Here is a 16,708-nt window from a genome sequence, read left to right as displayed (position 1 = left end):
GGGAATTCGCCCTTAGATTTAGAAACCATCGTTAAGAAAGGTAGGTGCTGCGTCGAGCGTTCTATCAATCTATAAAGCTGATAGAATAATCATATCCGAGTATTTTTACGCTAACATATCACAGATAATCACCAATAAATAGCAAAAATCATTTAATATTGCTATCTTTGGATATATTTATTTAATATTCAATCAAATTTTCTATTTACAAAAATCATTATAAAATTACAAATATATCTATATTAATCTTGACATTAATCGGATTATTTCTATAATCATGATCATTGCTGGAACGAACAAAAATTCCATTAATCTTAACTAATTGAAGAGGAACGATCATGCAAGAACAAACAATGCTGGCAGCCAAAAGCGAAGAAGTAATTATTTTCGGCTTGACCTACCTCGAAGAAGAAGCTGCTGAAATTCAAGATGTAGTCGGCTGTTTGATGCCAATTGGCAGCGATGGCTACACCGTCACAGGCTGTGACGATAGTGATGGCGGTAATCCAGGCGAACTAATTCCCTAAGCAATCCAAGGCTGGTCTGTGGAAATTTCGCATATTAAGGAGTCGCATTCAATGGAATTCGAAACCACTAAAATCGAAGAACTGCCGGTTATTTTCGGCCTGACCTACCTCGAAGAAGAAGCTGCTGAAATTAACGATATTGTTGGCTGTATTGTGCCAATCGATGGCTATTCGGGCACAAGCTGCGATGATGTTGACGCAATTCCCTAGGCCAAGCTTTTCGGCAGCAACAAACCCCATTTGTGTGTAAAGGAGTGCAATTCATGGAATTTGAAACCACCCACACTGACGAAACGACCATGATCTTCGGCCTGACCTACCTCGAAGAAGAAGCCGCCGAAATTAACGATATTGTTGGCTGTTTGGCCCCAATTAATGGTTACTCGGGCACTGGCTGCGATGATAGCGACGTTCCTCCAGGAACCCAAATTCCCTAAACCTCCAGAACATTAATTTCTTCCAGCAAGCAAACGAGCCGTGGATCTGCCATGGCTCATTTGGTTTAAGCAGCAAGCATGGGCTGTTAAGCAAGAATAAAATTGGTTATAATAGCAAACTACGCTGATTAAGTGCCAAGCAATCGCATAAAGGAATAGGCTCATGGATTTGCTCGCAGCTGAAGTGCCAAGCCTGATTTGGCGACTAATCGAACTCCGCGACCTACTTTTAGCGCAACAGCACAGCTTTGAGAGCATCTGTCAAACATTAGCCAACCCATATCCTGCTGGGCAATCTGGTCAACGAGCATTTCGGCGCGACTTACATAGCTTGCGTGCCTTCGGTTATCAGATTGAGGTGGAGAATAAGCCAAAACGCTGGAAGATTAGCACGAATCAGTATGTGTTGGCTGATGACGACCTTGAAGCCCTGATGGCAATTCGCGATCTTTTTGGGTTTGGCCATCCCATAACACCGCAAGTTAAGCAATTTATCGCCCGTTTGACCAGCAATTTATCGCAGGCCCAACAAACGACTTGGAAGCGGCGGCCAGCCCTGCGCGTCGCGTTTAATCCAGCGATTGATTATACGCCCTATGCGGAATGGATTCGTTTTTTTGAAAAAGCAATTCGCCTGCGCCAACAAGTGAGTTTTTATTACCGATCGCTGAGCAGTGATCAGCCCCAACTGCACCCACGGATCGACCCCTACGAGCTAGAATATCGCGATCGGCATTATTATCTGCTGGCCTATTGCTATCGCTATGGCATGACTTTAACCTTTCGGCTTGATCGTATGATTTTTGATTTGACGAAGAACTCGCCAGAATTATTGCCAGATATGCAACAACTGCGGCGCGAACGGCGCAAAATTCATTTTACCTATCGTTTGCCTGCTGCGTTTGCCAGTGGTGGGGTAAGCGAGCGATTTATGATTGAAGCGATTCGTTATATCGATGATGAAATCGAGATTGATGCCAGCGAATTTAGCGAATTTCAGATTATTCGCATTTTATTGGGCTATGGCGAACATGCCCGCTTGATCAAAGGGCCTGAATCGCTATTTGAACAACTGCGCAGCGTGATTGCAGCGATGTATGCGCATTATCATCCAAGCTCAGCACAAGAAACGAGCGAATAAGTGGCAAAAAGCTCTCGTGCCACCTGCGGATGCTGTTTAAGCACAGGCTCGATTAAACCAAGCAGCTGGACAAATTCAGTTATGGTCGTTGCTTGAATCCATTGCGATTGGATGAATTCACAATAAACTTCAAGTGGATAGTGGTGAGCAATCGCAACCAAGGCTTGCACTCGAAAATAGGTTTGTTTAATCGCTACAGCTTTGGCTAAAGCTTGGTTCGGTATGGCTTGGTGATTAAAAATATAGGTTTGCAGTAAGCCCTGTTGATTAAGATCGCTTATTTGCTCGCTCAAATCCCAAGCCAGTTCATACCAGCCATGGTTGCAAGCAGTAAGCGCCAATGAATCAATGGAATTCAATGCATGGTCAGTTGTGGAAAGTAATTCCACAGCGCGATTAATCATGCTTTTTGCGTGTTTAGGTTCAGGCGTTGATGCAGCAATGCAGGCATAATAACCAATTTGATGGTCTGGATTACGGCTTTCAGCAACCAACGCGAGTGCGTCGGCAAGCAACCCTTGTTCGGTTAAAAACTGAATAATCATCAAGATTAGAAAGTACCGATCGTAGCTCGCTACCTCGGTTAAAAGCTGTTTTGCTTCTGCAAAATGCCCATGGTGCAGTAATATCTGCGCCTTAGCCATCACGATCTCAAATTCATCCCAATCTGATTGGATTGTTGCAAGTTTGGCCAAGCCCGCTTCCAAGTCGAGCAGGCCAAATTCAATGCTCAAGGCAATCTGTTGCGCTATGCGTTGTTCGGAATGAGGAACCATGGCCAGGCGTTGTTCAATTGTTGTAAGCAGCGCTTGAAAATTAAACGCTGGATCAGAGCGCAGGCTGGTCGCAATCAGCAAATCATTTGTACACTGTTCAAGTGGCGTGCGTGAATGGTGTGTAATAAGCAATGCCAGCGCTGGCTGCTGCACTTGGGTCAAAACCCTCACTAACTGGTAAATAATCTCACTACGACTGTCATTGCACAAATTTTTGCTTAATTCAAGCGCCAGATCAAGCTGATCGTGCTCAGAATAATAGTGAATCAGGCACTGCCACGGGGGTCGATTATTCAAACGTACTGCGAGCCGCATTGCATCGTTTAAACGCCCTGCATCAAGATAGGCTTGGGTCAACAAACCACTCAGTTGCTCATTGACAGTCAACTCAATTTCACCTAAAGCAAACAAGGTTGTTTCAGCCAGCTCAAGCTGCTGGCGCATAATCAAGCAGCGGCAGACCTGCAAAATGAGTTTTTCATAATCATCACTATCATCAACGTGTTTGGCAACTTCAAGCGTTTCCGCAATAAGTGCTAAAAACTGCGATTCAGACACTAAGCGACTGGAACGAGCAAGATCAAACAACGACCACGCTTGTAAGATTGGGTAGTCGAGCCTCGCAACATGGGCATACGCTTCGGCGAATAAAGCATCAAATTGCGCAAGCTCCAGCCGCGAATCATTAATAAAGATCGTAACTAACCCGCGAATCTGCTGCCATGGACTATCGATGCTGCGAGCCAATACCAAAGCTTGCTCAGAATCACCGCAAATCACATAGGCTTTAATCACGTCCTCAATTGGGTGGGAATAGACCCACGGTTGTGGGATGGTTATTGCAATTGCCGCCGCCTCGGCTAGCTCTTGATGCGCAAGATAGGCATTAATCAAGTGTGATTTGATCGATTCATGATCGTTTAACTGAGGATATTGAGCTAACCATATTAAGGCTTCACTCAAACGCTGGGCTTCGAGCAAGCCCGTAATCACCCAAATGCTATTTGGCATTTGAGCTTCGTTGGCACGCCACACAACGAGTTGCTGAACGGAATTGCCCCCAGCCAGCCATGCCTTGCTGATCACATTCCAACCATAGGGGGATCGATATGCTTGTTCCAGCAACTCAGCCAATTGGCGGGCCTGCTCAAAATCTGCATATGTCACATAATAGTTAATCAAATTACGAACTGATTGCTGGGTCGAATGGTTTGGTGGCAGTTGTAATAGCAATGAGTGCACACGCTCAATTACCCCTCGATAGAGATCGCGATCAAGCTTTAGGCAAATGATTTGGTTTAAGCAATCAGTTTGATGCTGGAGCTTGCCAGCTGATTCAAATGCATCAAGGGTTTGGTTGAGCCAGATTAAACATTGTTGCGGCAAACTTGCGTGGATCACACCAATCGCGGTAATACGTGTGCCCAACGCATCAATGCTTGCAATGATGTGTCCGAGTTGTACAGTCAAGCTTGCCTGTTGATCAGGAGTGAGTTTGGGCCAAATGAGGCTATAGATTCGTATCCGCTGCACGAGATCGCTCAGATAGTCGATCTGTTCGAGCAGCCAGCTTATTGGCTTGGTAGCGATCAACGCGTGCCAAATCGACGACGGCCATGCATCAACAATCGCTGTTGGTTGCAGCAAACCAAGCTGATCGCGCCATGTTTTAACCAATGATTCAATTAATTGCTTGTGTTCAGCCATCCGCTCAAACTCTCTCTGCTAGATGAATACGCTCAATTGTAATCGATCCAAGTCTGGTAACGTATAGGCTAACGAATGTTCGCTAGCATCAACAAGTTTCAGTATCCTCTCTGCGGATCGATTAATTGAAATTATCAACAATGCGCTTGCTTAGCGAAGCCCGCCAACGTTTCAGTATCCTCTCTGCGGATCGATTAATTGAAATATGTCGTGCGATCGCTGACCGGCGGCGCAATTGGCGCGTTTCAGTATCCTCTCTGCGGATCGATTAATTGAAATGTTAGTGGTGCGTCGTCAATCAAGCGTTCAATCAGGTTTCAGTATCCTCTCTGCGGATCGATTAATTGAAATCCCTGTCAGATTCTATTGGCCCAAGTCCGACTGTTTCAGTATCCTCTCTGCGGATCGATTAATTGAAATCCGAAGAATTAGTTTTAATCGCTCCGGCCACTGAAGGTTTCAGTATCCTCTCTGCGGATCGATTAATTGAAATTGTTGGAGTAAAGGACTTCGTATGTATACTGAAGTTTCAGTATCCTCTCTGCGGATCGATTAATTGAAATACCCAATGCACCAGCACGACTACCACTTATCGCCGGTTTCAGTATCCTCTCTGCGGATCGATTAATTGAAATTGCGGGCTAGGCGTAATTGTTGGCGTTCCCGTTGGTTTCAGTATCCTCTCTGCGGATCGATTAATTGAAATAACCACAGGCTATCGAAATCGCCTCGCTCCAACTGGAGTTTCAGTATCCTCTATGCGGATCGATTAATTGAAATGATAATTCGCGTCGTGTTTTGCTTAATCTCGCTGCTGGTTTCAGTATCCTCTATGCGGATCGATTAATTGAAATCTTTTTGCTGCTGGGCTTCGAGCTGCGAGATTTGTTTCAGTATCCTCTATGCGGATCGATTAATTGAAATCCTGTAGCAATATCGGCAAGCATCCACGCATCGCACGTTTCAGTATCCTCTATGCGGATCGATTAATTGAAATTTTCGAGCGTGATGGGCACTTTGGTATTATCGGGAAGTTTCAGTATCCTCTCTGCGGATCGATTAATTGAAATTTCACTCTACGGGCTTCCCCAGTCAATCTTAGACAAGTTTCAGTATCCTCTCTGCGGATCGATTAATTGAAATAGAACGAATGCGAACCTCAATATCAGATCCAATTATGTTTCAGTATCCTCTATGCGGATCGATTAATTGAAATCCTCGGTTGTGAGTGCACAATCTGATGTCAAGAGCATGTTTCAGTATCCTCTATGCGGATCGATTAATTGAAATCGATGCAAATTCCTTCTTCGGTTCGCTCAATTACAACGGTTTCAGTATCCTCTCTGCGGATCGATTAATTGAAATGATTGATTCGTTCACCACGCCAATGATGCGATTGATTGTTTCAGTATCCTCTATGCGGATCGATTAATTGAAATCACGGCATACATCACTTCTACCACATCGTCGGTATGTTTCAGTATCCTCTATGCGGATCGATTAATTGAAATCTCGCCCTCGAAACCCCACATGCGCACGGGCATTTGTTTCAGTATCCTCTATGCGGATCGATTAATTGAAATTGTAGTAGGCCTCGCGGGTCAAGCTGCGGAAGGTAGTTTCAGTATCCTCTATGCGGATCGATTAATTGAAATTGCAACTGCCGCGCAAGCTGCCCTATCACGTTGCGTTGTTTCAGTATCCTCTATGCGGATCGATTAATTGAAATGCTCACGCTGTCGAGCAGCGCACCACAATCGGGGCACGTTTCAGTATCCTCTATGCGGATCGATTAATTGAAATCCCAGGCTGAGGCCGATGCACTCAAACGCAAACAGTTTCAGTATCCTCTATGCGGATCGATTAATTGAAATACAGTTTGAAGTTGATGTTGAATCTACCCCTGAATGTTTCAGTATCCTCTATGCGGATCGATTAATTGAAATGCTGTTGAATCAACGCAGCCGATAACGATATTGGCAGTTTCAGTATCCTCTACGCGGATCGATTAATTGAAATACCAACTGGCTAGCAACCTTTCTGGCCGCCGAGCGTTTCAGTATCCTCTATGCGGATCGATTAATTGAAATGAGAGGTCGTATATCGTCAGTAGACGGTTATACATGTTTCAGTATCCTCTACGCGGATCGATTAATTGAAATAAAAAGAACTGGAGGCTTCCGCCGAGAAAATGAAGTTTCAGTATCCTCTACGCGGATCGATTAATTGAAATTGGCGCGCTGTCATATAGTTGATGACATGGTGACGTGTTTCAGTATCCTCTACGCGGATCGATTAATTGAAATTCGCGTTCGCCACAGACGAAGCTGAAGCTAATGCCTGTTTCAGTATCCTCTACGCGGATCGATTAATTGAAATACCCATTTAGCAAATAACCATTGACCGTGTGCAGGTTTCAGTATCCTCTACGCGGATCGATTAATTGAAATCCAGGATCGACAACTTCATAGCCAACTGGAGTTACTGTTTCAGTATCCTCTACGCGGATCGATTAATTGAAATTGCCACGGCAGGGCTTGCTGTGGACGACCAATGTTTCAGTATCCTCTACGCGGATCGATTAATTGAAATATAATCCACGCTCGGCTTTCACGGCGTTGGCCAGTCGTTTCAGTATCCTCTACGCGGATCGATTAATTGAAATACCTGGCTCGCTTACCCGACCAACGGCGGCAACCGTGTTTCAGTATCCTCTACGCGGATCGATTAATTGAAATTGCGGGCTTGAAATCGTTGTTCCTTCGTAAGATCGTTTCAGTATCCTCTACGCGGATCGATTAATTGAAATAATCGACACAAGACCCAACCAAATTCGCAGCTTCCGGTTTCAGTATCCTCTACGCGGATCGATTAATTGAAATGGTCAATCACCGTGCGCTCCACCTTTTTGTTGTACGTTTCAGTATCCTCTACGCGGATCGATTAATTGAAATGATGTTGCGGTTGCCGCTGGTGTAGACCGTGTTAAGTGTTTCAGTATCCTCTACGCGGATCGATTAATTGAAATATTTGGACACCATTGACACCATTTCTGGTACTTTCAGTTTCAGTATCCTCTACGCGGATCGATTAATTGAAATAGCCACGCTTGAGATCGAATTGCGTTGGTTCGATGTTTCAGTATCCTCTACGCGGATCGATTAATTGAAATGTAACCCTGTATGAGTATATTGAGTTCGATTTCTGGTTTCAGTATCCTCTACGCGGATCGATTAATTGAAATTGCCAAACTTCTCTAACCCGTGCCGAATACGGGCGAGTTTCAGTATCCTCTACGCGGATCGATTAATTGAAATCTATAGAGTACGTCCAAGCATGACATAGTGTCAAGTTTCAGTATCCTCTACGCGGATCGATTAATTGAAATAACCGCGCTAACCGCGATGCTCCGTCAAGTGAAGCGCGTTTCAGTATCCTCTACGCGGATCGATTAATTGAAATTCGCTCAGCAGTTCATGCCGCTCCTGCTCATTGTCGGAGTTTCAGTATCCTCTACGCGGATCGATTAATTGAAATTGGGATGCCAGCATATTGGCCTTGAGTCTGCCCTTCGTTTCAGTATCCTCTACGCGGATCGATTAATTGAAATCTTCTCGCTCGGATTGAATGTCGTGCGATCGCTCACGTTTCAGTATCCTCTACGCGGATCGATTAATTGAAATAGAAAACCGCTAAGTATGCCGAGTTGTATCAAGATGTTTCAGTATCCTCTACGCGGATCGATTAATTGAAATCAGCGGCATCGGCGGCGGCGGTCGCCATGTCTCTTTGTTTCAGTATCCTCTACGCGGATCGATTAATTGAAATCCGCTAACGGAGATTGGTTGGCCAACAAATGGCTGCGTTTCAGTATCCTCTACGCGGATCGATTAATTGAAATGGCTGAGCAGTGGTATGAACTTGATGGTATTTCAGAGTTTCAGTATCCTCTACGCGGATCGATTAATTGAAATGCCAACGCTGGTGCGCGTGGTTTCACCCTCAACAGCGTTTCAGTATCCTCTACGCGGATCGATTAATTGAAATGTGCCAATAAAATCCAAGTCATCTCCGAGCCACTGTTTCAGTATCCTCTACGCGGATCGATTAATTGAAATTGAGTAAATATCTCAATAATGCCGAACGTCCAGCGTTTCAGTATCCTCTACGCGGATCGATTAATTGAAATTGGCGTGCGCCAGCACTCCAATAATCACTAGCCATGTTTCAGTATCCTCTACGCGGATCGATTAATTGAAATATGCCACTCCGCATACAATCAATGTCCGACTGGGATGTTTCAGTATCCTCTACGCGGATCGATTAATTGAAATCTTAGACCTCCAATGTCAGTTGCTCGGGATGGGAAGTTTCAGTATCCTCTACGCGGATCGATTAATTGAAATCTAAAAATAGTAATAGGCAAAAGCTGGGGGAGAGGGGGTTTCAGTATCCTCTACGCGGATCGATTAATTGAAATTTGCGCGCAAAGACCTGAACGCCAAACGCAGCGCATGTTTCAGTATCCTCTACGCGGATCGATTAATTGAAATTCAATCTTGATTTTTGACTTGCCAACGTCCAAAGGTGTTTCAGTATCCTCTACGCGGATCGATTAATTGAAATCGGCTGTGATCGCAATAATTGGCTTTGACCCACCATCGTTTCAGTATCCTCTACGCGGATCGATTAATTGAAATAAAAACAGTTAAACCCTGCACCACTTCTTGGAGAAGTTTCAGTATCCTCTACGCGGATCGATTAATTGAAATCGCGTCCGGCGGGGATTGCTCGGCCAATCACAACTTGTTTCAGTATCCTCTACGCGGATCGATTAATTGAAATACCGCCACTAGCCTGGTATTAACAGCCACGGTGTTAGTTTCAGTATCCTCTACGCGGATCGATTAATTGAAATCTAACCCCTGCATAAACCTCATGATAACAACGCACTAGTTTCAGTATCCTCTACGCGGATCGATTAATTGAAATCCCGCAAGTATGAGTACCTGGTGCATGAGGCGACATGTTTCAGTATCCTCTACGCGGATCGATTAATTGAAATGCAATTGTTTTTGATAGTCACGATCAGCGCGCCGCAACGTTTCAGTATCCTCTACGCGGATCGATTAATTGAAATAAGCAGTGGCTCGCAGCTCAAAAAGCGAATCTTGCAGTTTCAGTATCCTCTACGCGGATCGATTAATTGAAATTCAATTATTCCAGTCGAAACGATCCAAACGGAATGTTTCAGTATCCTCTACGCGGATCGATTAATTGAAATTTTTTGGCTTTCACCAGATTCACGACAAGTCGAATAGTTTCAGTATCCTCTACGCGGATCGATTAATTGAAATAGTTATAGTGCCTCAAAGCACTTTTATCGATTCGAGGTTTCAGTATCCTCTACGCGGATCGATTAATTGAAATAGTCGCATCGCACGACCTACACATTGCCCTTTGAGTTTCAGTATCCTCTACGCGGATCGATTAATTGAAATTCGGTTCGTCCCGTTGCCCATGATAAATTCAACTTGTTTCAGTATCCTCTACGCGGATCGATTAATTGAAATCGGGTTCGAGGCCCAACACCACCACGCGCAAATCAGTTTCAGTATCCTCTACGCGGATCGATTAATTGAAATCGTGAAGTGGTGCGGATTCGCATCCTTCGGGAAGAAGTTTCAGTATCCTCTACGCGGATCGATTAATTGAAATTTGTGATATGAATTCTGATTTTATTTAGTTTAGGGTTTCAGTATCCTCTACGCGGATCGATTAATTGAAATCGCCCATTTGTTAAGCGCTTGCGCCTAGGTAAATCCTGCAGATGCTGCATTCTACGCCGCAGCGGCAGCTGTAGCGTCTCGGTTGAAGCTTCATGCTCACGATATCATACTCGATTCTACGGCTGTTTCGCAACTCGAATTTTGGGCGAAAAATGGGGGGAGTTGCGAAACAAAGCTAGGGCTTTGCAATCAGCTATATCAACATCCCAAACCGATCAATCCTCCCGCATTAGCCAAGAATCAGCCCTCAATTAATCGAGTTGCGAATTCGGCGCTGCGCTGGCCAAAAAAAACTAAAGCACATCGTTGCAGAAGCGGCGAAATTCACAATTTACGCAAATTGCTTGTTGCTTGGGCGCTGCTGGCATCGTTTCATGGGCAATCAGCTGATGGATTTGCTCAATGCTCCGCTCAACATCATTCAGCAGCCGTTGGCCCAACGGAATTTCAACTGCCTTACGTAATGGCAAGAGGTAGCTAAATCCACGCCGAATCGGCTTTTGCAATTGTTCGGTCAGCAGCAACGCATAGGCAGCTAATTGAGCTTTGACATGGCTGCCAGGCATGCGTTCCGAGAGTTTGTATTCAACTGGAATACATTCATTTTCTGTAATGATGATTAGATCGAGCATTCCAACCAATCGATAGCGTGCTGATCGTAGCAAGATATCGAACTGACGCTCGCCACTCGTCAAACCATAAGTCCTTAACGAGCGCCGTTCTTCGCGGCCAATTTCTTCGCGATGACGCTCGATCCCAAGCGCCATTTTGCCAGTTATTGGCCGAACTCGCGGCAAACAATAGCGATAAAACACCACTCTCGGGCAGATTCGATACTGTTTAATGTCGGTAACTTCGAGAAAATAGCCTGCTTCATCCGTCATCATCATTGCTCCTTTCGCCCCAACCATCGTCGTCGTCGGCAACTGGTGCGACTGGTTTGGGCTTGCCTGATGAACTGCGGCGCTCAACCCAATCTTTGGCACAAATTGGAATCAGTTCAATCGAATGTTCTTGATTGCAGACTAATTTGCTAATTTTGAGCCATAATTCTTCGCTCAGCGTGCGTGGAATATCGCCCATAAAAGCGCTATATTGAATCCGTTGCAGGGCATAATCAAGGCATAAATCGGCGACTTTTGTGCGAATCCGATCATCCACAATATCGTAGATTAGTAAGGTTCGCATGGGCTACCACGCTGCAATAAAAGGCGTGTAGGTTTCGCGATCGCCACGCACAAAGGTTGCCAGATGGCGAGCCTGCGATTGCATAATCACCCGTAAGCTGACCCGTTTTGCCTCATAGGGTTCGCTGGCTTCGAGGCGTTTAAATAAGCGCTCGCGAATCATCTCACGGGTATGTTCGCTTAATCGGCCAGTTTCATCTTGCTCAATCGTCATTTTCCGATTCACCAAGCCCAAAATGGTACGATCAACCACGGTTTGGCGAAATTCTTCAATTAAATCGAGCACTAATGAGGGTTTGCCTGGCCGATCGGTGTGCATAAAACCGCCATATGGATCAAGACCCGCCAAAACCAAGCAGCGTTCAATTTGGCTATACAAAATGCCATAGCCATAATTCAAGGCACTATTCAGCGGATCGCGTGCGCCTTGGGTTTCGCGCCCAGGCCAATCGAGATCACACAACAATAATTCGCGCACTCCCAGCCAATAGCGGGCAGCACCACGGCCCTCGATACTCAAGAGCGTCGGTCGAATGTGCTCAAGCTGCTCAGGGAGCACGCGCTCGGCCTCAATAATATGGTCACGCATTTCAGCAATAATTGGCTGAACCCGTTCAAAACAAGCGGGATCAGCAGTTTTACGATATTTGGCCATCATGCGCAGCAAATTATGTTGATTTTCTAATTTGCCACAGACGAAGGCCCGAGCCAGCCACGCTCCCCGCGCATTTTCAAAAGCTTGGAGTTGGGCACGGCGGGTTTGGACTGTGCCAGTTAATCCGGCGCTGTAGAGTGAGGCATAGGCAGTGCCAGTGCTGCTCAAAAAATGAATCGGAATCCCGTGCTCTGCACAAGCCCGCACAGCATCGGATGAAATACCAACTCCATACGATTCAATAATTACTTGATCGAGAATCAGCAATGGAACTTCGGCCAAGCGTTCTTTTTCGCGCATAACACGCAAGCGGCCTTGATGTTTTTGAATAAATGTGCCCCGTTCATGGACAATTAATTCCATCGTATGCTCCAAGATTGGTTATGAAATTCGATAAACGCCATTGCCTTTGGTGGTATCTTTGCCAACTTGAATGACGCTGCCCCAGACCAACAGCGGCAAGAGCAACGCCAGATCGCCGCTATACTCAGCACTACCAACGAGACCGCCAATCGGGGTTTTACGGCGCTGACGTGCTGAATAACTATCAAGATCGACCCAGTGTGTATCGTTTTGGACGAGCTTAATCGCAGCTGCTGCGCCGAGAAAGGCCTGCCGTTGTTCGTAGGAAAATGGTTCGCTGCCATGCTCGCGCGCGAGGCCATCGTGGCGCTCGGTCAGGCGTTGAACAATTGGCCGTAACTGGGGCACTTTGAGCAGAATTTTTTGCTCGATAATGCGCAGTGGAGTCATAAAATGCAGCCTGATGGTCGCGTTTGAAAGCGTTTGCGCAATTTGTTCAGCATCGGCCCAAGTCATTGGCAAGTTGGGCGTTTGAATCCGTTGGCTTCCAGCAGCTTGAATCAGCTGGGTCTGATCGTGCAGCAATTGCACAGCGTCAACCTGCTCGACGACAAACCGCCCGCGTTCCCAATCGTTGGCGGCAACCCGTTTGCCAAGCCCATTCTGGCCCATCATATGTAAAGCCATCGCCACATAGGGAAAAAGCTTGGTTGATTGGCCAATCAAGGTCAGGCCCCAAGCAAATTGTTCATCGGGGGCGAACGAACCAGCATGATGCAGCGGTGGCCGAATCGCAAATGGCCGCGGAATGTCATTGCCACGTGGCGAATCATCGCGATGGGGAGCCATTAAACTGCTCACCGGACAAGCCTGCAATAACGGACATTCAGCACAAGTTTTGGCTGCATGATTGGTACAAAAGCGCTCCCAGAGCGCATTAAAAAACGCACCGCGCAACGCCGCCCCAGTATGCACATGCAACTGAAGCGGCGCAATCGCCTTAGCTTGAACGCGAATATGATGCACGCTAAAGGTCATATCAACTCCAATCATCATCAAGTGGAGCTTGTTCAAATGACAAGCCACTTTCACTGCTATAGGGTAAATTAATAATCCAACGTGGGTATTTTAATGCAGCATCTTCTAAAGCTAGAATCAGCTTATTTTGTTTGAATTGGGCATATTTTTGTTTACTAATCCCAACAAAATAACGACTTGATTCAACGTAGTCGTGCTTATTCAACAAATCAAGGTATTTTGCAACAAGTGATTGGGGAATAACATCAACATTATCAAAAAGCTGATCAAATTCATCTTCAGTCGTTTCATCACTCTCAAATGGGCGTAAATTATCGGCAATTGATTGGGCATTATTATAGGTTTTTTGATATTCAGCCTGCCATTGCTCGGCTATAATCGCATCTGCATAAATATTATCAAGCCATTGATCAATCAGCGATTCATCGATAACTGAACCATTATGTTTTTCTAACTCGTCAAGTGTAACTTGAATGATCCGGCCCTGATGATTCGGATCTTTATTTCGACCATATACGCCTTGGCCATCACGTGGTTCGCGAAACACATGCACTGGAACAATACCTTTTGTACGTGACCGATTTACTCGCCCAAAGCGTTGTAAAAGAGCCTCAAGTGGCGCTGGATCGCTATACAACGTATCAAGATCAATATTTAAGCTGACTTCGATCACTTGAGTAGCAATCAAAATAAATGGTTCGGGCTGGGCTAAGACTAATTGACAGCGCTGCATAATTAGTTGTTCGAGTGCACTACGATCTTTTATGGTAAATCGACTATGAATTAGTAAAAGATCTGCTTTGGCGATTCCAGCTTCATTCAAGAGCGCTAAAATTGTTTGAGCACGTCGAACTGTATTAGCACAGACCAAGACTTGATTACCAGCTTTGAAATCGTGAATAATCTGCTCAATACTGCTTGCTGAGGTCAGTTCGCCATCAAGCAATTGCAAACGATGACGAGCAAAGGCTCGAAATAAATCTTCTGATGCTTGAATGATTTGGGGTTGACCCAAGGTGGTTGCTAGCTTCTCGCGAATGATTTTAGGGAATGTCGCTGACATCACAAAAAAAGTTGCCGCAAAATGCTTGGATAAATAATTAATTAAACAAATAATCAAGGCAAGGCGTTGTGGCTCGTAGGCATGAATTTCATCGAAAATAAACCGCGCTTGGGCATAGTCGCTCAATATTGCCTCAAAGCCCTTAATTTGAAATAAAGCTTTAAGCATTTGATAGGGACTGAATACTTTTAGTGGCCGCGCGTGTAAACTATTAATATTCCGTTCCCAGCGTTCTCGCTCGGCAGCTGTGCGTGAATCAAGCCCATTTTCACTCTCTAGCAAGCGTAGATATAAAACCTGCAAAGCTCGACCGTGTTGAAGACCTACCGCTTGTTCGCCAAAGCCTTTATCTGGCTGACGTAAACGGTCAAACATTGCATTCATGCTCGCTTGGAAAGGCAAGGCATAGAAAATACGCGGAATTGCTTGCTGGCCCTCGCCCAACGCCCAATACAATGCAGCTTCGGTCTTGCCGCTCCCCGTTGGCGCAATCAGCAAACATGATGCTCCATGGGCTTGGGCGCTGTGGTGCTGATGGCTATAAACTTGTTGGTCGGTGCGCAGAATCCGTTTGGCCAAGGCTTGCCAGCTTTCTTGCAATGGCGCGGGAATGCTTGCCAAATGCGCTGATGCCATATGATCTGCGGTTGTCGTCAAGCCGCGCAGCAAAATCAGCAGCGGAACCGGCGCATGTTCAGGCTGATCATCGAAAACTTGTTTTAATCGATAATATTGGCGTAACCAATAGCGAATGCGGCTACATGCATCAGTTTGAACCTGCTGAATTGCCTGCTCTGAGTTTGGAAATTGCAAAGGCCGAACCCCAAACGCCTCCAGCCCCAACACACTAATCCAGTGGTTGGCATATTCGCTCAGCCAGCGCCACATCAACGGCACATTGGCACGATCAAATGTCGACCAAGCATCAGCAAGCACACTATCAATTAGATATTTTTCTTGAATAATGCCACGATCGCGATGATGCGAGGCGATAGCTGCCGCCAACCATGCTTGTTCATGTTTCGGAAAATTAGCGGCGATCCAATCTAAAAATGCCAATGAGATCACTTCATGGCGATGCCCATTCCACGAAACACCCTGCAATTGTTGTTGAAAGCCACCAGTGGCTTTGCCAAAATCATGCAGAAAGCAGCCCCAATACAGCAGATGCCAAAGATCTGCTGTATTGGCAACAACGGTTAAATCTGGCCGATTTTTTGCCAATTCGGCAACTTTTTTCACCACCAGCCAGGTATGACGGGCCAGCGTTTCGGGAATATTATGCTCGCTACGATCAGCACTTTTGGCCAAAATGGACGTGAGAAAGTCTGGCTCCACAAAACCATCACTCATGGATTTTAGTCTCCTAGAAATGAATGGAAAATCAACCCACGCGCAAAGCCGTTGGCGGTAACTTCCTCGGGATCAGCCAGATACGCATCGTGCTCAAAGTGGAGAAAGTTGGCATGGTTTGAATAAATCCGCCGATTCAATGTGACATAGCGCTCCCAAATTGGCTGGCGATCATTGTAATAATCCAACATGCGAGGCATTAATGTGACAAGGCCACTTGGAATGCGAGTTGCCATCTCAAATGGCAAGAGTGTATGTTCCAGATAGATTTGATCGCGCGCTTCTAGGCTGATTGTTGTTACGCTGCGATAGCTAAATAAATCTTGGGAACGGCCTAAAACGACGGCGTAGTGGGGTCTTTTAAACGCAGGCAACAGATCAACGCGGTTGAGATACAAGGTTAGGCGTGGTTGAAACAGAATTTTACGCTGAAAGGGATTAACATTGCCTTCAAGCACTTTCGGGTAGTTGGTTTGGGGTAATTTGCCCGATGAAGCCGAAAGCACATGAATATGCTCTAAATCTTCAGCCTCGCCAGCATAGGTAAAATGATAGGCAAATTGAATTCCGCTGGGATCAATCCAATCACCAACTGCCGAGCAAATATGGCCATAAATTGTTGCGGGCGGCGGCATGGTAAAGCTTGGTTGCACGCTTAATGCGAAGTGGGGGTAGCGGAAGGACGTAACTACGCCCTCCGCCACAATTTTCAAAACATCCATCAATCTGCTC

Annotated in this window: 11 protein-coding genes and 1 CRISPR repeat array; of the genes, 4 read left to right on the top strand and 7 right to left on the bottom strand. The window is 45.7% G+C overall.

What is annotated here, in order from left to right; translation table 11 throughout:
* The first annotated feature begins 338 nt into the window (after nucleotides 1-338).
* The 4 genes from ACFMKP_RS07810 (at nucleotide 339) to ACFMKP_RS07795 (ending at nucleotide 2,105) form a co-directional block, all read left to right on the top strand.
* Nucleotides 339-527: a herpeto-tandem family RiPP gene (locus ACFMKP_RS07810; RefSeq protein WP_382290619.1), complete on the top strand. Its 189-nt coding sequence runs from the start codon at nucleotides 339-341 to the stop codon at nucleotides 525-527.
* Between the two features lie 51 nt (nucleotides 528-578).
* The gene (locus tag ACFMKP_RS07805) at nucleotides 579-737 is read left to right on the top strand and encodes a herpeto-tandem family RiPP (RefSeq protein WP_382290617.1); all 159 of its coding nucleotides are present in this window, start codon (nucleotides 579-581) and stop codon (nucleotides 735-737) included.
* Nucleotides 738-790: 53 nt separating this feature from the next.
* On the top strand, nucleotides 791-964 hold the full coding sequence (locus ACFMKP_RS07800; RefSeq protein ID WP_382290615.1) for a herpeto-tandem family RiPP: 174 nt from the start codon (nucleotides 791-793) through the stop codon (nucleotides 962-964).
* Between the two features lie 163 nt (nucleotides 965-1,127).
* Nucleotides 1,128-2,105: a helix-turn-helix transcriptional regulator gene (locus ACFMKP_RS07795; protein ID WP_382290612.1), complete on the top strand. Its 978-nt coding sequence runs from the start codon at nucleotides 1,128-1,130 to the stop codon at nucleotides 2,103-2,105.
* Here ACFMKP_RS07795 and ACFMKP_RS07790 read toward each other — a convergent pair.
* From ACFMKP_RS07790 to cas5, 7 genes are all read right to left on the bottom strand, one after another.
* Entirely contained in the window at nucleotides 2,072-4,588 is a 2,517-nt protein-coding gene (locus tag ACFMKP_RS07790) for a hypothetical protein (RefSeq protein ID WP_382290610.1), read from the bottom strand. The two genes, ACFMKP_RS07795 and ACFMKP_RS07790, sit on opposite strands and share 34 nt — an antisense overlap.
* Nucleotides 4,589-4,683: 95 nt before the next feature.
* Nucleotides 4,684-10,377: direct repeats of the CRISPR family, unit length 20 nt; unit sequence GCGGATCGATTAATTGAAAT.
* Nucleotides 10,378-10,670: 293 nt separating this feature from the next.
* Nucleotides 10,671-11,261 carry a CRISPR-associated protein Cas4 gene (cas4, locus tag ACFMKP_RS07785; RefSeq protein ID WP_382290608.1) on the bottom strand — a complete coding sequence of 197 codons (591 nt, stop codon included), beginning with the start codon at nucleotides 11,259-11,261 and terminating at the stop codon, nucleotides 10,671-10,673.
* Nucleotides 11,251-11,565 carry a CRISPR-associated endonuclease Cas2 gene (gene cas2 / locus ACFMKP_RS07780; protein WP_382290606.1) on the bottom strand — a complete coding sequence of 105 codons (315 nt, stop codon included), beginning with the start codon at nucleotides 11,563-11,565 and terminating at the stop codon, nucleotides 11,251-11,253. The genes cas4 and cas2 overlap by 11 nt, the downstream gene beginning before the upstream one ends.
* A gap of 3 nt (nucleotides 11,566-11,568) precedes the next feature.
* Nucleotides 11,569-12,582 (bottom strand): CRISPR-associated endonuclease Cas1, encoded by a 1,014-nt coding sequence (cas1, locus tag ACFMKP_RS07775; RefSeq protein WP_382290604.1) that lies wholly within the window; start codon nucleotides 12,580-12,582, stop codon nucleotides 11,569-11,571.
* Nucleotides 12,583-12,600: 18 nt separating this feature from the next.
* Nucleotides 12,601-13,560, bottom strand: a complete 960-nt coding sequence (gene cas6 / locus ACFMKP_RS07770; RefSeq protein ID WP_382290602.1) for a CRISPR system precrRNA processing endoribonuclease RAMP protein Cas6 — start codon at nucleotides 13,558-13,560, stop codon at nucleotides 12,601-12,603.
* 1 nt (nucleotide 13,561) lies between these two features.
* On the bottom strand, nucleotides 13,562-15,976 hold the full coding sequence (cas3, locus tag ACFMKP_RS07765) for a CRISPR-associated helicase Cas3' (RefSeq protein WP_382290600.1): 2,415 nt from the start codon (nucleotides 15,974-15,976) through the stop codon (nucleotides 13,562-13,564).
* A 5-nt stretch (nucleotides 15,977-15,981) separates the two neighbouring features.
* Nucleotides 15,982-16,698: a CRISPR-associated protein Cas5 gene (gene cas5, locus ACFMKP_RS07760; protein WP_382290598.1), complete on the bottom strand. Its 717-nt coding sequence runs from the start codon at nucleotides 16,696-16,698 to the stop codon at nucleotides 15,982-15,984.
* Nucleotides 16,699-16,708 lie beyond the last annotated feature (10 nt).

This window comes from Herpetosiphon sp. NSE202 (genome assembly GCF_042688385.1).
Lineage (GTDB): Bacteria > Chloroflexota > Chloroflexia > Chloroflexales > Herpetosiphonaceae > Herpetosiphon.
The sequence above is the reverse complement of the archived record's forward strand: the minus strand, read 5'-3'. Positions and strand labels throughout refer to the sequence as shown.